Genomic DNA, 19,123 nt, shown 5'->3' on the forward strand with positions numbered 1-19,123 from the left:
AGCCGCCGGGCAGCACCCGGCGCTACCGGTGGTCAGCGCAGGCCGTCCACGTCGAGGATCAGCGACATGCGGCCGTCACCGATCAGGGTGGCCCCGGCGTAGCCGCGCAGACCGCGCAATGCCTTGGGCAGCGGCTTGATCACCACTTCCTCGCGGCCCCGCACCTGGTCCACCACCAGCCCGAAGCGGGCTTCACCGGCCTGCAGCACAACGATGGTGAGCAGGGGCGAGGGAACCGGGTCGACCTCCAGCCAATGGCGCAGGTCCACCAGTGGCAGGGTATGCGACTTGCGGTCCAGCACCGCGCGGCCGTCGAACCAGCCCAGCGAGGTGTTCGGGGCGTGCAGCACTTCCATCACGCGTGCCAGTGGCAGCGCGTAGACGTCCTCGCCGGCCTGCACCAGCAGGGTGGGCAGGATCGCCAGGGTGAGCGGCACGCGGATCATGAAGCGGCTGCCACGCCCAAGCTCGGACTGGATCTGGATCTGGCCGCTCAGCTCGCGGATGCGCGACTGGACCACGTCCATGCCGACGCCGCGGCCGGAGATGTCGGTGACCTGCTGCTTGGTGGAGAAGCCTGGCAGGAACACCAGGTGCAGGCATTCCTCGCTGGTCAGGCGGGCGGCCGCTTCGGGGTCGATCAGCCCCTTTTCACGGGCCTTGGCGCGCAGGCGCTCGGGATCGATACCGGCACCGTCGTCCTGCACTTCGATGCTGACGTAGTCGCCTTCCTGCTGGGCCGACAGCCGGACGTGGCCGCCGCGCGGCTTGCCCTGCGCTTCGCGCAGGTCGGGCATTTCCACGCCGTGGTCGATCGCATTCCGTACCAGATGCACCAGGGGGTCGGCCAGGGCCTCCACCAGGTTGCGGTCCAGTTCGGTCTCGGCACCGACCAGTTCCAGGTCCACTTCCTTCTTGAGCGAGCGGGCAACGTCGCGGGCCACCTTGGGGAAGCGCGAGAACACCTTGCCCACCGGCTGCATGCGGGTGCGCATCACCGCCGACTGCAGGCGCGCGGTGGCGATGTCCAGGGTGGAGACGGCGCGGTCCAGCTCTTCATCGTGCAGGCGGGCGCGCAGGGTCTTGAGACGGTTGCGCGAGAGCACCAGTTCGCCGATCAGGTTGACGATGGCATCCAGGCGCTTGGTGTCCACGCGCACCGTATGCTCGGCTTCGGCGACCGGCTTGTTGGCGGCTGGCTTCGCGGCGGCGGGGGCCGGGGCGGCGGGTGCACGCGGGGCCGGTGCGGCGACGGCGGCCACGGGCTGGGCACCGGGGGCGGCGCCGCCATGCAGCTGGTCGAGCAGTGCTTCGAACTCGTCTTCGCCGATCAGGCCATCGGCGGCCTTGGCCACCGCCGTCGGCGCCGCGCCGCCATGCAGCTGGTCCAGCAGGGCCTCGAACTCGTCCTCGGTGATCAGCTCACCATTGCCCGCCGGGGCCGCTACCGGTGCGGGCGTGGCCGGGCCGTTGACATCGAACTGGGCGATCAGCTCCGGCGGGGCGTACCCCGGCTCGGTGCCGGCCGAGACCGAGTCCAGCATCGACTGCAGGTAGTCCAGCGACTGCTGGCCGGCGTCGAAGTGGTGCGCCTGCAGGGTGGCCTGGCCGGAACGGGCCATGCCGAGGGTCTCCTCGGCGGCGTGGCACAGCTCCACCATCGCCTGGATGCCGAGAAAGCCGGCACCGCCCTTGAGGGTGTGGAAGCCGCGGAACACGGCGTTGAGCTGATCCGTATCCTGGGGCGACTGCTCCAGCGACACCAGCTGTTCGCCGAGGCGATCCAGGATCTCCTGGGCCTCGAGAATGAAATCGGCGGCAATGTCGTCCGGAACAGCACTCATCGTCTTACAACCCCAAATCGGAGAGCAGGTCGTCAGCGTCGACCTGGGAAACCTGGTGGCGGTCCAGGCCCGTGACGGCCGGGCCGGCCAGGCCGGTGTCGCGCCGGCGCGCGTCGTCTTCCTGCGGCGGCAGGCCGAGCGCGCCGAAGCCTTCGTGCACGCGGCGCACGATGCCGACCACGCGGCGGATGATCTGCCCGGTCAGATCCTGGTAGCTCTGGGTCAGGGCGATCTCGGTGAGGTTGTGGCGGATGCGGTCCAGCTGCAGGTCCTGGTCCGGACTGAGCCCGTTGGCGCGCAGTTGTTCGGTCAACGCGCGGCATTCTTCGGCCAGGTCCAGGGTGCGGTGGGTGGCCTGTTCGGTCATCGCCACCACGTGGTCCAGGCGCGCGCAGGCGTCGTCCAGTTCGCCGGCTTCGCTGGGCAGGCTGGGCAGTTCGCCCAGTGCCTGGCCGAGCTCGCGGGCGAGCCGGTTCAGGCCGGCCATCATCGGCTGCGTGCGCAGGGCCGCCAGCGCGTCGATTTCCCGGCGCCAGCCGGCCTCGTCGCCGCCTTCCAGCGCGGCCAGGGCGTCCTGCAGGCGCTGCACCAGCGCCGATTTGTCGCTGAGGGTTTCCATCAGGCGCTCGCTGCCAGGCGTTCGAAGATCTTGCCGAGCTTCTCTTCCAGCGTCTGTGCGGTGAACGGCTTGATGATGTAGCCGTTGACACCGGACTGGGCCGCTTCGATGATCTGCTCGCGCTTGGCTTCAGCCGTCACCATCAGCACCGGCAGGGTTTTCAGCTTGGCGTCGGCACGGATCGCCTTGAGCAGGTCGATGCCGGTCATCACCGGCATGTTCCAGTCGGTGACCACGAAGTCGAACGGCTGGCTCTGCAACAGTGCCAGCGCGGCATGCCCGTCCTCGGCTTCGGCCGTATTGGTGAAGCCCAGATCGCCCAGCAGGTTCTTGACGATACGACGCATGGTCGAAAAATCGTCGACGATCAGGATACGCATGTTCTTGTTCAAAGCACTTTCCTCGATTTCAAGGGTTTTCGAGGCCGGCGTCGGCCGCCTCGAAGATCTTCAGTCGGCCGCGCAGGCGCAATACCGCCTGGCCGTGGATCTGGCACACCCGGGATTCACTCACCCCGAGCACCGCGCCGATTTCTTTCAGGTTCAATTCCTGTTCGTAGTACAGCGACAGCACCAGTTGTTCGCGCTCGGGGAGCAGGCCGATCGCATTGCCCAGCTCACGGCCGAACTCGCCGCGCTCCAGGACCTGCTGCGGGGTCGGGCCGCCCTGGGCGACGGTATCCAGCTCGCCCTGGTCCTCGATCCGCGATTCCAGGCTCAGTACCTGGCCGCGTGCGGCGTCTTCCATCAGTCGCAGGTATTCCGGCAGCGGCATGTCCATCGCGTTGGCCACTTCGGTGGCGCTGGCGGCACGGCCGGTGCTCTGCTCCAGGCGGCGGATGGTGGCGGCCGCATCGCGTGCACGGCGGTGCACCGATCGCGGCACCCAGTCGCCACGACGGATCTCATCGATCATCGACCCGCGGATGCGGATCGAAGCGTAGGTCTCGAACGAGGCGCCCTGGTCGGCGTCGTAGCTGCGCGAGGCCTCGATCAGGCCCATCATGCCGGCCTGGATCAGGTCATCCACTTCCACGCTCGCCGGCAGGCGCGCGGCCAGGTGGTGGGCGATGCGCCGCACCAGGTCCGAATGCTGGGCGATGCACTCGTTGGCGGCGGTACGTTGGACCTCTTTGTACTGTGCGGCGCCTTTCATGCGGCCACCCCGCGTTGTTTGAGGATGCGTTCCAGGAAGAACTCGACGCCGCCGCGCGGCTCGGTCGGGGCCTGCCAGCGGGCGGTCCGGCGGGCGATCTCGGTGATCGCCAGCGCCGACGGACTGGACGGGTAGGCCTTGACCACCGGCTGCTGGCGCTGCACCGACAGGCGCAGCCAGTCGTCCTGCGGAACGCAGCCGAGGTAGTTGAGCGACACGTCGGCGAGGAACTTCTCGCAGACCCGGGTCAGCTTCTCGTAGAGCACGCGGCCTTCGTTGGGGTCGCGCACCATGTTGGCCACCACCTGGATGCGGTCCACGCCGCGCTCGCGGGAGAGCACCTTGATCAGTGCGTAGGCGTCGGTGATCGAGGCCGGCTCGTCACAGACCACCACCACGGTGTCCTGTGCGGCCTGGCAGAAGGTGAGCACGCCATCGGTGATGCCGGCGGCGGTGTCCACCACCATGATGTCCAGCTCGCGCTCCAGCTCGGAGAACACGTTGACCAGGCCCACGTGTTCGGCCGGCTGCAGTTCGGCCATGTGGCGGCGACCGGACGCGGCCGGCACCACCAGCACGCCGCCCGGGCCCTCCATGATCACTTCCTCCAGCGTGCAGCGCCCGGCGACGAGGTCGGCCAGGGTCACCTTCGGCTGCAGGCCGAGGATCACATCGATGTTGGCCAGGCCGAGGTCGGCGTCCAGCAGCAGCGTGCGTTTGCCCATGTCCGCGAGCGCTACGGCCAGGTTGGCCGAAACGTTCGTCTTGCCCACGCCGCCCTTGCCGCCGGTGACGGCGATGGTGCGGACAGGGCCCAGCGGTTGGCTGCGGGTAGCCGACAACGGGAAGGTCTTGGTCAGCTTGGCGTACTCACGCGACGGCATGGTTGAACTCCGGGTTGCAGGGCATATCGGCCGCGCGGCGCAAATCTTCAAGGCGAAGGACGAGATTGGCCGCACTGGCGCGGTGCAGGTCCTCCGGGACGTCCTGGCCGTCGGTCACCCAGGTGATCGGCAGGCAGTGGTCTACCGCCACGGACAGGGCGGTCCCGAAGCGGCCGGTCTCGTCCAGCTTGCTCAGCACCACGCCCTGCGGGTTGGCAGCGCTGAAGCGGCGGACCACTTCGTCCATGTCGCCGAAGCTGGTGTTGGCCGGCAGCACCAGCAGGGTGCGGATGCGGTCGGCGGCCCGCAGCCACTGCAGCTGGGCGGCGAGGGCACGGTCGCGCGGACCAAGGCCGGCGGTGTCGATCAGAACCAGCTTGTAGTCCTGCAGACGCTCCAGCAGCTGGCTCAGATCGGTGCCGCTGTTGGCTTCATGCACGGCGATGCCAAGCTGACGGCCAAACCCGTAGAGCTGCTCGCGGGCGCCGATGCGGCCGGTGTCGGTGGTGACCAGGGCCACGTCGCGTGCGGCGTGCTTCTCGGCGAAGCGCGAGGCCAGCTTTGCAATGGTGGTGGTTTTGCCGGCACCGGTCGGGCCGACCAGGGCGATCACACCACCGGCGTCAAGCGGATCGACCGGGGCGATCGGCAGCTTCTTGGACAGCAGGCCCAGCATCAGCCCGCGGCCGCGATGGGCTTCGGTATCCAGCGGGATCTGCAGGGCCACGTCGCGGCTGATGCCGGCATCGAAGCCGTACTCCTCCATCAGGTCCAACGCGGCCGCTCGGACCGGCGAGCCACGCAGACGCTCGTCGGTGAAGCGATGCATTTCGCGCTCGATCACATGGCGCATGCCGGCCACTTCGTGACGCAGCTGGCGGATTTCCTCGTCGTCCCGGGGCACCACGGTCAGTTCCGGTGCGGGGCGCGCAACCGCATCGGCCGCGATGTCGGCTGCAGCAGCGGCGACCGCGACCGGCAGTGCCGGCGGTTGCGCCACCGGCACGGGGTCCAGGACCGCCGACACCGGCGCGGCCACGGCGGCGACCGGCAGCGGCGGCATCGTCACCGGCGCCTGGGCCGGCGGTGCATACATCTGGATGTGCGGGGCATCGTCCATCGGCGGGTCGATCACGAAGCGCGCGCGGTTGATCGGCGCGGCGGCCGGTGCGGCCGGGGCCGCGATCGGCGCGGGCGCAGCAGCGGCCGCCTGTTCGACATTGAACGGCGCGAAGATCTGCTCCGGCAGCGACGGTTCATTGACGGGGGTGGCCACACTGGCCCGCGACAGCGTGGCGGCAAAGCCGGCGCTGCCCGGCGGGGGCACGTTTTCGTTGGCGGTATCCAGCGTGCGGCCGGTGGCGCCAACGGCCGCGCGCGCCAGGGCGGCCACGGCCGAGGTGGTGGCCGCGACCGGTTCGGGGGCGACGACCGGGGCCTTGCGGCGCGTGACGGCGGCGATCACCGCATCGGCGGCGCTGCGCGGGCGCGGCACCGGCGGCGGCGCGACATCCTTGCGCGAGGCTTCCAGGGCGCGCTGCACGGCGCCTTCGTCATAGTTGGCCGCAGCCACGATCTCCACGCCTTCCTCGATCCGGCGGTTGGACAGGATCACCGCGTCAGGACCGTGTTCCTTGCGCACCAGGTTCATGGCCGAGCGCATATCGGAGGCGACGAAGCGTTTGATTTTCATGCTGTGGTACCGGGACTGGGGCGGCGGGGTGGTGGAAGGGAAGCGCTGGTTGTCGGTGGTCTGCACGGTCCGGGTTTCCCTCTGTGTCCTGCTGCGGTGATGTCAAAAGTGGGGGTGTCTGTTTTCTGGCGCGTTGCCGTCGGAGTACCGGCTCAACTGATCGTGCCGACCAGCTTCAACCGTTTGTCCTCCGGCACCTCGCTGTAGGCCAGTACCGACAGCGAGGGGACGCTGTGGCGTACCAGCCGTGCCAGCGCGGCACGTACCGGGCCGGGTACCAGCACAACCGCCGGCTCGTTCTTCGCTTCCTGCTTGCCGACACAGTCGGCCAGGCTCTGGTGCAGTCGCTCGGCGAGTCCGGGTTCCAGCGCGGCGCCGTTGCCCTGCGTGGACTCCTGCAAGACGCGTTCCAGTTGCGGGTTGAGGGTGAACACCGGCAGCTCCGCCGACATGCCGGCGATCTCCTGCACGATGAAGCGGCCCAGCGCGTTGCGCACGGCGGCGGTCAGCACCGACGGGTCCTGGCTGTTGGGCGCGTTCTCCACCAGCGCTTCGACGATCTTGCGCAGCTGGCGGATCGGAATGCGCTCGATCAGCAGGTTCTGCAGCACCCGCACCACCGCCGACAGCGGCAGCGACTTGGGCGTGAGGTCCTCCACCAGCTTGGGGGCGCTCTTGCCGAGGTTGGCCAGCAGCTGCTGCACTTCCTCGTGGCCCAGCAGTTCCGGGGCGTGCTCGCGGATCAGGTGCGACAGGTGGGTCGCCACCACGGTGGCGGGGTCGACCACGGTGTAGCCCATCGACTCGGCATGGGCGCGCTGATGCGGCTGGATCCAGGTGGCGTCCAGGCCGAACGCGGGGTCCTTGCCGGCGATGCCGTCCAGCGCGCCGAGCGCGCTGCCCGGGTCCAGGGCGAGCTCGCGGTCCGGGTGGATTTCCGCCGTCGCTACCGGCACGCCGTGGATGAGCAGGCGGTAGCCGGTGGCCGGCAGCTCCAGGTTGTCGCGGATGTGGACCGAAGGGATCAGGAAGCCGATGTCATGGGTGAGTTTGCGGCGCACGCCCTTGATCCGTGCCATCAGCTCGCCGCCCTGGTTCTTGTCCACCAGCGGGATCAGCCGGTAGCCCACTTCCAGGCCCAGCGGATCGACCGGACGCAGTTCGTCCCAGGTCAGCTCGGCGGTGGGCGAGGGCGTGGCGCCGGGCAGGCCCGGTGCATCGGGGCGGCCGGCGCTTGCGGTTTCAGCGGCGCGGGCAGCCGCGGTGCTCTTCTTCCAGAGCTTCCAGGCGATGAAGCCGAGGATGGCGGCCAGCGTCAAGAAGGCGACGTTGGGCATTCCCGGGACCAGCCCGACCACGCCGAGGATGGCCGCGGCGATGGTGAGCGCGCGATGCTGGCCGAACACCTGGCCCATCATCGCCTGGCTCATGTCCTGCGACCGCGAGGCGCGGGTGACCAGCATCGCCACCGCCGAGGACACCAGCAGTGCCGGCAGCTGCGCCACCAGGCCGTCGCCGATGGACAGCAGCGTGTAGGTGGCCGCGGATTCGCCAAATGGCATGCCGTGCTGCAACACGCCTACGGCCAGGCCGCCGAGCATGTTGATGAACAGGATCAGGATGCCGGCGATGGCGTCGCCGCGGATGAACTTGCTGGCGCCGTCCATCGCACCGTAGAAGTCGGCTTCCTCACGGACTTCCTCACGACGGGCCTTGGCCTCCTCACGCGTCAGCAAACCGGCGTTGAGGTCGGCGTCGATGGCCATCTGCTTGCCGGGCATGGCATCGAGGATGAAGCGCGCGGTCACTTCCGAGACGCGTCCGGCGCCCTTGGTGATCACCACGAAATTGATGATGGTCAGGATCGCGAACACCACGATGCCCACCGCGTAGTTGCCGCCGATCACGAACTCGCCGAACGCGGCGATCACCTTGCCGGCCGCCTCGTGGCCGTTCTGGCCATTGAGCAGGATCACGCGGGTGGAGGCCACGTTCAGCGCCAGGCGCAGCATGGTGGTGATCAGCAGCACGATCGGGAAGATGGTGAAGTCGAGCGGCCGCTTCACATAGACCACCGCCAGCAGCACCATCAGCGAGATGGCGATGTTGAAGGTGAACAGGGCATCCAGGACCGGCGGTGCCAGCGGCACCACCACCATTGCCAGCAACGCCAGCACGATCAGCGGGGCACCAAGCCCGTGGCGGATCATATCCAGCGCCTTGCGCACGTTCATTCCTGCAGGCTGGGCGCTCACGGGCGGGCTCCGTTGGTGAATTCTTCAATGTCGATGCGCGGCGAGGCCGGCATCGGGCCGGAACGCCAGCTGCGCAGCTGGTAGACGTAGGACAGGACCTGGGCGACGGCCGAATACAATCTCACGGGGATTTCCTTGCCGAGTTGGCCTTCCCGATACAAGGCGCGTGCCAAAGGCGGCGCGGAGACAATGGCGACCTTGTTGCCGTCGGCCACTTCGCGGATGCGCAAGGCGGTTTCATCCACCCCCAGGGCCACCACGGTGGGGGCGCCCATCCTGCCGCCGTCGTACTTCAGGGCCACGGCGTAGTGGGTCGGGTTGACCACCACCACGTCAGCGGTAGGCACCGCTTCCATCATCCGTCGGTTGGACATCTGCTGCTGCAGCTGGCGGATGCGGCCCTTTACCTCGGGGCTGCCCTCGCTCTCCTTCATTTCCCGGCGCAGCTCTTCCCGGGTCATCTTCAGCTTGCGCATCCAGTTCCAGCGCTGGTATGGCGCATCTATCGCCGCGAGCAGCAGCATCGCGCCGCCGGTGGCCAGCATCAGCTTCAGGGTGAAGCCAAGCCCATGCACCATCGCCGCTTCCAGCGGCTGGTGGAGCAGGGCGCGCAACGGCTGGATACCCCCCCAGACCACCAGTCCGGCCGCCGTGCCGACAAACGCGATGCGCAGCAGCGACTTGGTGAACTCGGCGATCGCCTCGGGGCCGTACAGGCGCTTCATCCCGGCCATCGGGCTGAGCCGCTTCACATCGGGCATCAGGGATTTGTTGGACCAGCGCAGGCCGCCCATCACCACCGGTGACAGGAAGCTGGCCAGCAGGCACACCACCACCAGCGGCCACAGCGCCAGCAGCAGCTGGGCCAGGCTCTCGCCGAAATGGCCGAACAGGGCCATCGGGTTCTGGCGGAGACCGGGTTCGGGGCTCAGCGCCTGCTTCATCCAGGCCTGCGCGTTGCGTGAAATGCTGCCGGAGAAGGCCATGAGCGCCAGTACACCGGCGCCGAACACCGCTGCCGTGGCCAGCTCGCGCGAGCGCGGGATGTTGCCCTGCTCGCGGGCGTCGCGCAGCCGTTTCTCGGTCGGTTGTTCGGTTTTTTCGCCGGCTTGTTCGTTCTCGGACATCGGGGCACGACACGGGGGAGGATTCCTCCAAGTGCGTGCAAGATCCGTTCCGTTTCGTTTCGACGCCGGCCAGGGCGGGGGCAGGCCGCGGGGCAGGGCAGTCGCGACATCCGGCGGGGCAGGCCGCCTGCCCGCCATCGCCCGTGTCACAGGGGAGCATCGGGCGCGCCGGCAGATTCGGTCGATTCCGATGGCGACGCCGGCGCTGCGCGGGGGACAGTCCTGGCCCCAGGGAAGGCATAGGAGAGGGCCATGCGCAGATACTGGATCGTTGTTGGTGACACCACCAGCAGGTGCGGCCGGGTGATCACCGGCTCGCCGTTCACCGATATCGAGGGCGCTGCAGTGGCGCGCGTGGGCGACTACGCCACCTGTCCGCTGCACGGGGGCGCGTTCGCCATCGTCGGTGGAGATCCGACCCTGCGCGTGGATGGCCAGCCTGTCGCGCTGGACGGGGATCTGCTTGCGTGTGGCTGCCATCTGCGCTCGACCGTGCAGCGTTTGGTGTACGTGGAGGCGGCGCCCGCGCCGGCGAAGGAAGACGTCGCGGGACCGGCAGTTGTCTGCGCGCCGGCAGCCGCGTCCAGTGCGCCGCCGGTCTGTCTGGAGTGCCTGATGGACGCCGCACGGTCCGGCACGCCGATGGTGCGCCTGGAATGAGTGCGTTGCAGGACTACGCCCTGGTTGACTGTGCCGCGTCACCCGGGCGCATCGGCGACCTGCGCCACCACGTCGCCAGTGCGGGGGTGGTCGCGCGATGCCTGTTCGCCGGCCGTCCCGAGGCCATCCATGCCGACGCGGCGCCCTGGCTGGTGGCGCTGCCGCGGGGCGCGCTCCAGCAGCCGGTGGAACGCTGGCGGGTGACGCTGGGCGGCACGGCGGCCGGCGTCACCCGGGTCTGGGCGGCGGGCGGGTTCGACGCGCTGTTCAACCACCTGCAGGCGTGCCTCGAACTGCGCCGCCCGGATGGCCAGCGTGCGTTGATGCGCTTCTACTGCCCGCGTGCTTGGCGGCGCTATGGAGACGTGTTGACCCCGGCTCAGCAGCGCGACCTGCTCGGCCCCGTGCGAGTGTGGGAGACGACCCTGCAGGGGCGCCCCGTCACGGTGCGGGCGGACCCGGAAACCGAACCGTCGGGCACCGGCCCGCTGCAGCTCTCTGCAGGACAGTACGCCGCGCTGAGCCTGCCCGATGCAGCGGACTGGGCGCCCGCGATGGCGGCCGAAGTCCGCCACGATTACCCTGACGCCACGTTCGCTGTCGCCGACGATGCATTGCGGGCGACCGTGCACGACAGCTACCGGCACGCGGTGCGTGCACTGCGCATCACCCATTTGCCCACGCTGGTGCGCTGGGTGAAAGCGGACGTGGCCTGGGCACGCACGCTGCGCGACCACGCCGTGACCGGCGTGTGGTTCAACAGCACCGACCAGCCCAACGTGACGGCTGCCGACCTGCTCGCGTTGCTTGCCTCGCCACACCTGTCCCACCGAAAGGAGCGTTGATGGGTGCACTTCCCTTGCCCCTGCCACTTCCGCCGCCGCCCCCGGCTCATCCCGGCGGCTGGGACCCGACCCGCGAGGTGCCCACCGGGCCGAGCATCGGCCAGGTCTGGGCGGACATCCAGCGCGCCGTGGGTATCGGTACCGATACCGTGGTGGAGCCGTCGGTGCAGGCGCGCGATACCGACTGCGCGCAGACCAGCAATCAGAACGCCTGCACGACGTGCAAGCTGGCGCAGGGCTATCTGACGCCGGCCAACTACACCATTCCGTACAGGCAGTTCCGTGATTTCGATTACCAGCGACGTATCGCCAACCTGTACGCGGCGCCGGAGCACTTCGACTACACCTACGGCGGAACGGCACTGGACCGGATGCTGGCCAGAGTGCCCAAGTCCATGACCGAAATTACGATCACCGAATGGCGGCACGGCGCGATCCGGTTTGATGGATTCTGGCGTTCGCGGTGCACGGTGGTTGAGGCGAAGGGGCACTACCAGCAGTTCTTTGAGAGTGACGGAGAACTGCAAGGCTGGGCCAGATTCAGGTCGCCGAATGTAGTTGAAAGCTGGATGCGTCAATTGAGCGCCCAGTCGCTGCATGTCCATCGACAAGGTGCTCCCGCAAAGCTGGAGTGGCATTTTCTGCAGCGCCTTTGCTATGAAGCAGCCTCCAAGGCATTTGGGCCGTTGTCATCCGCTTGCCGGTACTCCCCATGACGATGAGAAGTGTGCTCGTCGAGGCCATTCTCCCCGAACGTTCGATGACGTCCGAGGCTGTGCATGATTGCCTCGTGCGTATGCTCGAAAAGCTGCAGGGCGTGTTTCCGCCCCCGTCAGCGTGGGTCTCCCTGCCTCGAGCGCCGGATCGCGGTCTGATGCCACTTTCCAATCCGCGCGGGTTCATGGAGAGGATGCAGCGCTACGCAGACGCCGATCGCGTTGACTACGGCACATTGCCCAGCACGGTCGAGGGTGTCATCACGACAGCACACACCCCCGCTGCATGGTTGTCCCCCGGCCGTGTGGAGATTGCGCTCAGGCCCTGGTTTGGCGTCTGTACGATCTCCCTGTATCAGCCTGTGGAAGCGTTCGGACGTGATGGCACGCTGCAGATGGTGCGCAGCGTCGTGGCGGCCCTTGCAGAGGTGTTGGGTGTCCTTCACATTGCTACCGACGTGACATGCGCTCTCCCTGATGGAGAGGGTTTCGACACTTACGTCCAGCACCACCGCCTGTTTCCCCATCGCCGCTGGCTAGGCTGGATGGGGTTCGTCCCCGAACTGGTTCCGCACCGGTACATCCCTGAAGCTGCCTCGGTCCACGTGGTGAAAGGCTGCGGCACGATCATCGTGTCCGTAGAGGGCTGTCTGGACCTGCGCAACAAGGCGCACCTGCGCCAGGTGCACGAGGTGGAAGCGCGGATGGCGCAGCTGGGGCTGCTGGATGTCACCGACGCGACACTGCTCGATTGAACCGGCGGGGTGCCGTCAGCCGGCCGGGTGGCCGGGTGGGGAGAGGTCTTCGTCCGCGTTCCACTCCGGCGCCACTACCACCCGTGGCCGCGGATGGTCATGCAGCTGCATGAAGCGCTGCGCGTCCACCGGCCGGCCGAGCAGATAGCCCTGCAGGTAGTCGCAGCCCAGCCGTTCCAGATACGCGCGCTGGCCGGTGGTCTCCACGCCTTCGGCGACAATGTCCATGTCCAGCGCATGGCCCAGGGCGACGATCGCCGAGACGATCACCACATCCTCCGAACTGTTCTCCAGGTCGCGCACGAACGCATGGTCGATCTTGATCTCGCTGGCCGGCAGCCGCTTGAGGTACAGCAGGCTGGAATAGCCGGTACCGAAATCGTCGATGGAGATGCCGACCCCCAGCGTGGCCAGTGACTGCAGCAGGCGCAGGCTGGCTTCCGTGTCGCGCATGACGGTGTTCTCGGTGATCTCCAGGATCAGCCGGCGCGGGTCCATGCGATGGGTCTGCAGCACGCGCCGCACGTCCTGCAGTAGGTCCGGCGAGCTGAACTGGACCGGCGACAGGTTGACCGACACGGTCCAGCTGTCGTGGCCGGCGTCGTGCCACTCGCGCAGCTGCCGGCAGGCTTCGTCCAGCGCCCAGCGGCCGATCTCGTTGATCACGCCGCTGCGTTCGGCGAGCCGGATGAAACGTTCGGTGGGCACCAGTCCGTGCTGCGGGTGGCGCCAGCGGATCAGGGCCTCGGCGCCACAGACGGTGTGGGCCGCCACGCGGGTCTTGGGCTGGTAATGCAGGAACAGCTGGTCGGTGCCGATCGCCCGGCGCAGATCGGCGAGCAGCTGGAACTGCTGCTCGGCGCTGTCGTTCATCCAGTCAGAAAACAGCACCTGCGCATTGCGGCCGGCTTCCTTGGCCTGGTACATCGCCGCGTCGGCGAAGGCCATCAGCTGCCGCTCGCTGGCGGCATGATCGGGGCAGATGGCGATGCCGATGCTGGCGGTGACCTGCAGCTCGTGGTCGGGCAGCAGCGGCTCGTGGCCGATGGTCTGGATGATGCGGCTGGCCAGGGCGGCGATGTCCTCGCCGTTGTCGATGCCGACCACCAGCACGAACTCGTCGCCGCCCAACCGTGCGAGCACGTCATCGGGGCGCAGCAGCTGGCGGGTGCGCTCGGCCACGGCGACCAGCAGGGCGTCGCCGGTCTGGTGGCCATACGCATCGTTCACCTGCTTGAATCCGTCCAGATCCATGAACATCACGGCAAACCGGGTGCCGTTGCGCTCGGCCCGGCTCAGCGACTGCTCGATGTGCTGCTGGAGCAGCAGCCGGTTGGGCAGGCGGGTGAGCGGATCGTGCAGGGCGGCCTGGGTCAGTTCGGCCTGGGCGTCGTAAAGGGAGGTGCGCAGGTCCGAGTTGCGCACCCGCAGCAGGTGCGACTGCATGCGCTGGTCCAGCCAGGACACCACCAGCACGATGGTCAGGATCGAGATGGTGAGCACCAGCACGATCGCCGCCAGCCACTGCGTCTGCAGCCCGTCCCGACCGGCCGCGCCGCAGATGCTGCCGGCGGGAAATCGCGCGGCTGCCATGCCGGTGTAATGCATGCCCACGATGGCGGTGCCGAGCAGAACCGCCGGCGCCAGCCGGTCGCGCAGGCGGCGTTGGCTGCCGCGCAGGCGGAAGGCCACGAACAGGGCGGTCCAGGAGGCGGCCACGGCGATCAGCACCGAGGCCACGAACCAGGCCGGGTCGTACACGATCCCCGGCTGCATGCGCATCGCGGCCATGCCCAGGTAGTGCATCGAGGCAATGCCGATGCCCATCAGCAGGGCCCCCAGTGCCAGCCGCGTGTGCGGCAGGGTGGGCAGCGAGACCAGCCACAGGGCGAATACGGAAGAGGCGATCGCGGCCAGCAGCGACGTCCCGGTGATGGCGATGTCATAGCCCAGCGGGATGGGCAGGCGGAAGGCCAGCATGCCGATGAAGTGCATCGACCAGATGCCGAGCCCCATCGCACATCCCCCGCCGGCGAGCCAGAGCGCGGTCTGGCGCCGGCTCGGCGCGGTGGTGACCCGTGCGGCCATGTCCAGCGCGGTGAAGGACGCCATCACGGCGACCAGGAGCGAGATCAGTACGAGGGACGGGGCGTAGCTGCCGACGAGCATGGGTGACTCTCCCTGGCCTGCACGAATGCGATGGCATGGCGTACACCGCCGTGATCACCGAGGATGCGCAATGGCACCCTCACCGGCAGTCTCCCCATGACTCCGATGAAACGAACGCTACCCGTGAAGACTACCGCGATGCCCGGGGGGTCTCGCAAGAGCCGCAGCACGAATCCGTGACGGAACGTGCATCGCGCCCCGGCTCAGTGCGTCACGCCGTCGGCAGCCTGGAACGCGGCGTCGAACAGGCGCTGCACCGGCGGGCCCATTTCACCGGCCAGCACGGTCAGCAGGAACAGGCCGAGCAGCAGGGCCACCGGCAGGCCAAGCTGGATCGGGTTGAGCGCCGGCGCCGCCCGGGCCAGCACACCGAAGGCCAGGTTGACCGCCAGCATCGCCACGGTGAGCGGCAGGGCCAGGGTCAGCGCGCCGCGGAACACCTGCAGCAGAAAGGTCGGGGCGGCACTGAGAAACGCATCGACATTGGGCAGCTCGGCACCGATCGGCACGGCTTTGTAACTGTCCATCAGCAGCGAGATCAGCGCGAGGTGCCCGTTGGAGGTGAAAAACAGCAGGCCGAACAGCAGGTAGAACCATTGTCCGATCACGCCGGAGCTGCCGCCGCGCAGCGGATCGCTCATCTGCGCGAACGCCAGGCCGGTGCCTTGGGCGACCAGTTCGCCGGCCATCGCCCCGGCCTCGAACACCAACCGCAGCAGGAAGCCGATCGACACGCCGATGGCCAGTTCGCGCGCGATGCTCAATACGGTGGCGGCGTCGAACCCGGTCCAGGCTGGCACGGGCGGCAGCATCGGCGACAGGGCGATGGCCAGCGCACCGGCCAGCATCACCCGCACCCGTTGCGGCACCGCGCGGGTACCGATCAATGGCATCGCCATGACCATCGCGCCGATGCGCAGCATGGTCCACAGGATGGTGCCGATCATGCCGAAGGCCTGCAGGCCTTCGGCAGCCATCTGAGTGGCCGAATCCATCGTGCGTGCCTGCCTAGCCGATGAGGTGGGGAATGCGCTGGAACAGCAGCGTGGTGTATTCCACCAGGTGGCCGATCAGCAGGCTGCCGAGCGCGAACAGGACGGCGGTCAGCGCGGCGGCCTTGGCCACGAAGGCGATAGTGGGCTCGTTGAGCTGGGTGGCGGCCTGCACCACGCCGACCACCACGCCGACGATCAGCACGGTGAGCAGCAGCGGGCCGGCAACCCACAGCACGGTGATCAGGCCACCGCGCAGTTCGGTAAGGGCAAGTTCGGGCGTCATGGCGACCTCAGACCGCGTTGAAGCTGGCGGCAAGCGTGCCGACCACCAGGACCCAGCCGTCGACCAGCACGAACAGCAGGATCTTGAACGGGGCCGAGACCAGCATGGGCGACAGCATCATCATGCCCATCGACATCAGCACGCTGGCCACGACCAGATCGATGATCACGAACGGAATGAAAATCAGGAAGCCGATCTCGAAGGCGGTCTTCAGCTCGCTGGTGACGAACGAGGCCACCAGCACCGGGAACGGAATCGCATCCGGGCTGGCGTAGGTGCCGTGGCCGGCCATGCCGGCGAAGGTCATCAGGTCGGTCTCGCGGATCTGCGCCAGCATGAAGGCGCGCAGCGGCTGGGTGGTCAGCGTCCAGGCGGTCTGGAAGTCGATCTCACCGTTGAGGTAGGGCGCCATGCCACTGCCCCAGGCCTTCTGCCACACCGGCAGCATCACCATTGCAGTCAGGAACAGGGCCAGGCCGAGCAGCACCTGGTTGGACGGGGTCTGCCCGGTGCCCAGTGCCTGGCGCAGCAGACCCAGCACGATGATGATGCGGGTGAAAGCGGTCAACACCAGCAGCATCGACGGAATCAGCGTGATCGCCGTCATCAGCAGCAGCGTCTGCAGCGGCAGGCTCACCGGCTGGCCGCCGATCTTGCCGACGTTCACGTCCGGCAGCGCCGGCGTGCCGGGCAGGCCGGGGGCGGCCCAGGCCAGTGCCGGCAGCGCGCACAGCGCCAGCAGCATCAGCAGGGGCAGGTAATGGGTCCAGGGGTTACGAGGGCCACGCATGTCAGGAGTCCTTGCGCAGCCGCTGTTGCAGCATCTGCGCGAAATTCGGCAAGTGTTTGAAGTCCGGCAGCCGCGCCGGGGCAGGCGTCGGCAACGGTTCGGGCAGGCGGTGAAGGGCGTTGATGCCACCGGCGGTGACGCCGAGCAGCAACTGCTCGCCGTTGACCTCCACGACCACCACGCGCTCCTTGGCGCCGACGGTCAGGCTGGCCACCACGCGCAGGCCTTCGGCAGGGCGGAAGCCGCTGCCCGGCATGCGCCTGAGCACCCAGCCCAGGCCGACGATCAGGGCCAGCACCGCCAGCAGCGCCAGCACGGCACCGAACATGCTCGGTGCGGCAGCGGCGTGCTGGCCCACCTTGGCGGTGGTGGTGCCGGCGGCGATCAGCGCCCAGGCGCTCAACGCAGTCTCCGGATCCGCTCGCTCGGGCTGACCACGTCGGTCAGGCGCACGCCGAAGCGATCGTTGATGACCACCACTTCGCCGTGGGCGATCAGGGTGCCGTTGACGAAGACGTCCAGCGACTCGCCGGCACCACGCTCCAGTTCCACCACCGAGCCCTGGTTGAGCTGCAGGAGGTTGCGGATCGGCAGGCGCGCGCGACCCACTTCCAATGACAGCGTGACCGGCACATCGAGGATCACATCCAGGTTGAGGTCGGTGCTGCCGGGGATCTCGTCGGACTGCAGGTTGGTGAACTGGGCCGGTGCCGGCGCGTTGGTGTCGATGTCGTTCATTGCGGGTCTTCCTGGATTACGGGAACGCGCGGGCGGACGCCCGGGGGGTGGGTGGCGGTGATCTTCACTGCGTTGCTGCCGTTGGCGATGCCGAACTCGCCGGTGAACACCGGGATGTTCTCCACGCACACCGGCACCTGCGCCGGCAGCTCGATCGGGAGGATGTCGCCGATCTTCAGGCGGGTCAGTTCGCGCAGGCTCATGCGCTTGCTGGCCAGCACGCTGGACAGGGTGACTTCGGCGATGTTGAGCTGTTCGCGCAGCATCACGCCCCAGCTGGCATCGCGGTCGTTGCGGTCGCTCTGGATGCCGGCGTCGAGCAGCTCGCGGATCGGTTCGAGCATCGAGTAGGGCAGGGTGACGTGGATGTCGCCGCCGCCGCCGTCGAGTTCGACGTGCAGCCGGCAGACCACCACGTACTCGCGCGGCGTCACGATGTTGGCGAAGTGCGGGTTGATCTCGGAGTTGATGTACTCCAGCTCGACGTCCATCACCGGCGCCCATGCTTCCTGCAGGTCGGCGAAGGTCTGCTTGAGCAGCAGGTGGATGACCCGCATTTCCGTGGCAGTGAATTCACGCCCTTCGATACGGGTCGGGTAACGCCCGTCGCCGCCGAAGAAGTTGTCGACGATGGCGAACACCAGGGTCGGCTCGAACACGATCAGCCCGGTACCACGCAGGGGTTTGAAGCGGATCAGGTTCAGATTGGTCGGCACGTAGAGCGAGTGCATGTAATCGTTGAACTTGATCAGCTCGATGCCGCGCACCGACAGCTCGGCGGAACGCCGGATCAGGTTGAACAGGCCGATCCGCCACAGGCGGGCGAAGCGCTCGTTGACCATCTCCAGGGTCGGCATGCGACCGCGGATGATGCGGTCCTGGCTGGCGAAATCGTAGGAGCGCGCCTCGCCGGGGGGCGCTGCGTCGATATCGGTTTCCACCGCACCGGAGTCCACGCCGTGCAGCAGGGCATCGATCTCGTCCTGGGAAAGCAGGTCATTCATGGCATGCCCTTACTGGGTCACGAAACTGGTGAACAGCAGTTCGTCCACGCCCTTGGTCCCGGTCTCGGCCTTGAGCAGCTTCTGCACTTCGGCCAGCGAATCGGCCTGCAGGCGCTCCTTGCCGGCGCGGTCGGCGATCTGCGCCGGCTCGACCTGCGAGAACAGCATCAGCAGCTTGGCGCGGATGGCCGGGGCGTGAACCTTGATCGCTTCCATCGCGGCCGGATCGCGGGTCATCAGCTGCACCTCCACCTGCAGGTAGCGCGGACCGTCGAAGGACCCGTTGAGGTTGACCACGAACGGCGGCTCCAGGCCGAAGTACTGCGCCGGGGCCGGCACGCCCTTGCTGGCGGTGGCCTTGGCCGGCTTTTCGTCGTGCTTGGACTGGGTGAAGTACCACACACCACCGCCGGCGGCACCGGCGGCGAGCACCGCAACCAGGGCGGTGATCAGAAGCGGACTGCGCGGCTTGGCGGCCTTGTCCTTTTCGGCGGATTTCTTGGTTTTGTCGGCGGCTGCGGCCACGGGGGGAAGCTCCATTGGATTGCTTCCTGGCTACATGCAAACGCTGTGCCTGAATGGCCCCGGCTG

The 19,123-nt window shown here is 68.0% G+C and carries 20 protein-coding genes; 4 read left to right on the forward strand and 16 right to left on the reverse strand.

What is annotated here, in order from left to right; genetic code table 11:
• Positions 1 to 32: 32 nt before the first annotated feature.
• From ACPEH8_RS03865 to flhB, 8 genes are all read right to left on the reverse strand, one after another.
• On the reverse strand, positions 33 to 1,844 hold the full coding sequence (locus ACPEH8_RS03865) for a chemotaxis protein CheA (protein WP_153164182.1): 1,812 nt from the start codon (positions 1,842 to 1,844) through the stop codon (positions 33 to 35).
• A 4-nt stretch (positions 1,845 to 1,848) separates the two neighbouring features.
• Positions 1,849 to 2,463: a protein phosphatase CheZ gene (locus tag ACPEH8_RS03870; protein ID WP_017357460.1), complete on the reverse strand. Its 615-nt coding sequence runs from the start codon at positions 2,461 to 2,463 to the stop codon at positions 1,849 to 1,851.
• The gene (gene cheY, locus ACPEH8_RS03875) at positions 2,463 to 2,855 is read right to left on the reverse strand and encodes a chemotaxis response regulator CheY (RefSeq protein WP_017357461.1); all 393 of its coding nucleotides are present in this window, start codon (positions 2,853 to 2,855) and stop codon (positions 2,463 to 2,465) included. The genes ACPEH8_RS03870 and cheY overlap by 1 nt, the downstream gene beginning before the upstream one ends.
• A 16-nt stretch (positions 2,856 to 2,871) precedes the next feature.
• Entirely contained in the window at positions 2,872 to 3,618 is a 747-nt protein-coding gene (locus ACPEH8_RS03880) for an RNA polymerase sigma factor FliA (protein ID WP_017357462.1), read from the reverse strand.
• On the reverse strand, positions 3,615 to 4,502 hold the full coding sequence (locus tag ACPEH8_RS03885) for a MinD/ParA family ATP-binding protein (RefSeq protein ID WP_017357463.1): 888 nt from the start codon (positions 4,500 to 4,502) through the stop codon (positions 3,615 to 3,617). Before ACPEH8_RS03885 ends, ACPEH8_RS03880 begins: the two co-directional genes overlap by 4 nt.
• A complete protein-coding gene (locus ACPEH8_RS03890; protein ID WP_166472949.1) occupies positions 4,489 to 6,195 on the reverse strand; it encodes an AAA family ATPase in 1,707 nt (568 codons plus the stop codon). Before ACPEH8_RS03890 ends, ACPEH8_RS03885 begins: the two co-directional genes overlap by 14 nt.
• A gap of 152 nt (positions 6,196 to 6,347) precedes the next feature.
• Entirely contained in the window at positions 6,348 to 8,429 is a 2,082-nt protein-coding gene (gene flhA, locus ACPEH8_RS03895) for a flagellar biosynthesis protein FlhA (RefSeq protein ID WP_166473660.1), read from the reverse strand.
• 17 nt (positions 8,430 to 8,446) lie between these two features.
• Complete coding sequence (gene flhB / locus ACPEH8_RS03900) at positions 8,447 to 9,577, reverse strand: flagellar biosynthesis protein FlhB (RefSeq protein ID WP_153164176.1); 1,131 nt, start codon at positions 9,575 to 9,577, stop codon at positions 8,447 to 8,449.
• A gap of 252 nt (positions 9,578 to 9,829) precedes the next feature.
• On the opposite strand from flhB, the gene ACPEH8_RS03905 reads away from it, so the two are divergent.
• Genes ACPEH8_RS03905 through ACPEH8_RS03920 form a run of 4 tightly spaced genes read left to right on the forward strand, consistent with a single transcriptional unit; the run spans position 9,830 to position 12,553 of the window.
• A complete protein-coding gene (locus tag ACPEH8_RS03905) occupies positions 9,830 to 10,237 on the forward strand; it encodes a PAAR domain-containing protein (protein WP_136004059.1) in 408 nt (135 codons plus the stop codon).
• On the forward strand, positions 10,234 to 11,082 hold the full coding sequence (locus ACPEH8_RS03910; RefSeq protein WP_423666082.1) for a DUF4123 domain-containing protein: 849 nt from the start codon (positions 10,234 to 10,236) through the stop codon (positions 11,080 to 11,082). The genes ACPEH8_RS03905 and ACPEH8_RS03910 overlap by 4 nt, the downstream gene beginning before the upstream one ends.
• Complete coding sequence (locus tag ACPEH8_RS03915) at positions 11,082 to 11,798, forward strand: Tox-REase-5 domain-containing protein (protein WP_423666084.1); 717 nt, start codon at positions 11,082 to 11,084, stop codon at positions 11,796 to 11,798. Before ACPEH8_RS03910 ends, ACPEH8_RS03915 begins: the two co-directional genes overlap by 1 nt.
• Positions 11,795 to 12,553 (forward strand): hypothetical protein, encoded by a 759-nt coding sequence (locus tag ACPEH8_RS03920; protein ID WP_423666086.1) that lies wholly within the window; start codon positions 11,795 to 11,797, stop codon positions 12,551 to 12,553. Before ACPEH8_RS03915 ends, ACPEH8_RS03920 begins: the two co-directional genes overlap by 4 nt.
• A gap of 15 nt (positions 12,554 to 12,568) precedes the next feature.
• Here the strand turns inward: ACPEH8_RS03920 and ACPEH8_RS03925 are convergent, their stop codons facing one another.
• From ACPEH8_RS03925 to ACPEH8_RS03960, 8 genes are all read right to left on the reverse strand, one after another.
• The gene (locus ACPEH8_RS03925; RefSeq protein ID WP_136004064.1) at positions 12,569 to 14,722 is read right to left on the reverse strand and encodes a putative bifunctional diguanylate cyclase/phosphodiesterase; all 2,154 of its coding nucleotides are present in this window, start codon (positions 14,720 to 14,722) and stop codon (positions 12,569 to 12,571) included.
• Between the two features lie 203 nt (positions 14,723 to 14,925).
• On the reverse strand, positions 14,926 to 15,717 hold the full coding sequence (gene fliR / locus ACPEH8_RS03930) for a flagellar biosynthetic protein FliR (RefSeq protein WP_423666088.1): 792 nt from the start codon (positions 15,715 to 15,717) through the stop codon (positions 14,926 to 14,928).
• A 13-nt stretch (positions 15,718 to 15,730) separates the two neighbouring features.
• Entirely contained in the window at positions 15,731 to 16,000 is a 270-nt protein-coding gene (locus ACPEH8_RS03935; RefSeq protein ID WP_017356083.1) for a flagellar biosynthetic protein FliQ, read from the reverse strand.
• A gap of 7 nt (positions 16,001 to 16,007) precedes the next feature.
• The gene (gene fliP, locus ACPEH8_RS03940) at positions 16,008 to 16,790 is read right to left on the reverse strand and encodes a flagellar type III secretion system pore protein FliP (RefSeq protein ID WP_017356082.1); all 783 of its coding nucleotides are present in this window, start codon (positions 16,788 to 16,790) and stop codon (positions 16,008 to 16,010) included.
• Position 16,791: 1 nt separating this feature from the next.
• Positions 16,792 to 17,178 carry a flagellar biosynthetic protein FliO gene (fliO, locus tag ACPEH8_RS03945; RefSeq protein WP_026070776.1) on the reverse strand — a complete coding sequence of 129 codons (387 nt, stop codon included), beginning with the start codon at positions 17,176 to 17,178 and terminating at the stop codon, positions 16,792 to 16,794.
• An 11-nt stretch (positions 17,179 to 17,189) separates the two neighbouring features.
• The gene (gene fliN, locus ACPEH8_RS03950; protein ID WP_136004066.1) at positions 17,190 to 17,528 is read right to left on the reverse strand and encodes a flagellar motor switch protein FliN; all 339 of its coding nucleotides are present in this window, start codon (positions 17,526 to 17,528) and stop codon (positions 17,190 to 17,192) included.
• Positions 17,525 to 18,532, reverse strand: a complete 1,008-nt coding sequence (gene fliM / locus ACPEH8_RS03955; protein WP_017356079.1) for a flagellar motor switch protein FliM — start codon at positions 18,530 to 18,532, stop codon at positions 17,525 to 17,527. The genes fliN and fliM overlap by 4 nt, the downstream gene beginning before the upstream one ends.
• Positions 18,533 to 18,541: 9 nt before the next feature.
• Entirely contained in the window at positions 18,542 to 19,072 is a 531-nt protein-coding gene (locus tag ACPEH8_RS03960) for a flagellar basal body-associated FliL family protein (protein ID WP_017356078.1), read from the reverse strand.
• Positions 19,073 to 19,123: the final 51 nt, after the last annotated feature.

It is taken from the genome of Stenotrophomonas sp. NPDC077461 (genome assembly GCF_049545475.1).
GTDB classification, from domain to species: domain Bacteria; phylum Pseudomonadota; class Gammaproteobacteria; order Xanthomonadales; family Xanthomonadaceae; genus Stenotrophomonas; species Stenotrophomonas nematodicola.

Excerpts from the sequence above, each read along its gene's own strand:
- ACPEH8_RS03890 (WP_166472949.1), bottom strand. The coding sequence starts at position 6,195 with ATGAAAATCAAACGCTTCGTCGCCTCCGATATGCGCTCGGCCATGAAC.
- fliN (WP_136004066.1), bottom strand. The coding sequence starts at position 17,528 with ATGAACGACATCGACACCAACGCGCCGGCACCGGCCCAGTTCACCAAC.
- ACPEH8_RS03910 (WP_423666082.1), top strand. The coding sequence starts at position 10,234 with ATGAGTGCGTTGCAGGACTACGCCCTGGTTGACTGTGCCGCGTCACCC.
- flhB (WP_153164176.1), bottom strand. The coding sequence starts at position 9,577 with ATGTCCGAGAACGAACAAGCCGGCGAAAAAACCGAACAACCGACCGAG.
- ACPEH8_RS03935 (WP_017356083.1), bottom strand. The coding sequence starts at position 16,000 with ATGACGCCCGAACTTGCCCTTACCGAACTGCGCGGTGGCCTGATCACC.
- ACPEH8_RS03925 (WP_136004064.1), bottom strand. The coding sequence starts at position 14,722 with ATGCTCGTCGGCAGCTACGCCCCGTCCCTCGTACTGATCTCGCTCCTG.
- fliR (WP_423666088.1), bottom strand. The coding sequence starts at position 15,717 with ATGGATTCGGCCACTCAGATGGCTGCCGAAGGCCTGCAGGCCTTCGGC.
- ACPEH8_RS03920 (WP_423666086.1), top strand. The coding sequence starts at position 11,795 with ATGACGATGAGAAGTGTGCTCGTCGAGGCCATTCTCCCCGAACGTTCG.
- ACPEH8_RS03960 (WP_017356078.1), bottom strand. The coding sequence starts at position 19,072 with ATGGAGCTTCCCCCCGTGGCCGCAGCCGCCGACAAAACCAAGAAATCC.
- ACPEH8_RS03905 (WP_136004059.1), top strand. The coding sequence starts at position 9,830 with ATGCGCAGATACTGGATCGTTGTTGGTGACACCACCAGCAGGTGCGGC.
- ACPEH8_RS03885 (WP_017357463.1), bottom strand. The coding sequence starts at position 4,502 with ATGCCGTCGCGTGAGTACGCCAAGCTGACCAAGACCTTCCCGTTGTCG.
- fliP (WP_017356082.1), bottom strand. The coding sequence starts at position 16,790 with ATGCGTGGCCCTCGTAACCCCTGGACCCATTACCTGCCCCTGCTGATG.
- ACPEH8_RS03880 (WP_017357462.1), bottom strand. The coding sequence starts at position 3,618 with ATGAAAGGCGCCGCACAGTACAAAGAGGTCCAACGTACCGCCGCCAAC.
- ACPEH8_RS03865 (WP_153164182.1), bottom strand. The coding sequence starts at position 1,844 with ATGAGTGCTGTTCCGGACGACATTGCCGCCGATTTCATTCTCGAGGCC.
- ACPEH8_RS03870 (WP_017357460.1), bottom strand. The coding sequence starts at position 2,463 with ATGGAAACCCTCAGCGACAAATCGGCGCTGGTGCAGCGCCTGCAGGAC.
- fliM (WP_017356079.1), bottom strand. The coding sequence starts at position 18,532 with ATGAATGACCTGCTTTCCCAGGACGAGATCGATGCCCTGCTGCACGGC.
- ACPEH8_RS03915 (WP_423666084.1), top strand. The coding sequence starts at position 11,082 with ATGGGTGCACTTCCCTTGCCCCTGCCACTTCCGCCGCCGCCCCCGGCT.
- flhA (WP_166473660.1), bottom strand. The coding sequence starts at position 8,429 with ATGAACGTGCGCAAGGCGCTGGATATGATCCGCCACGGGCTTGGTGCC.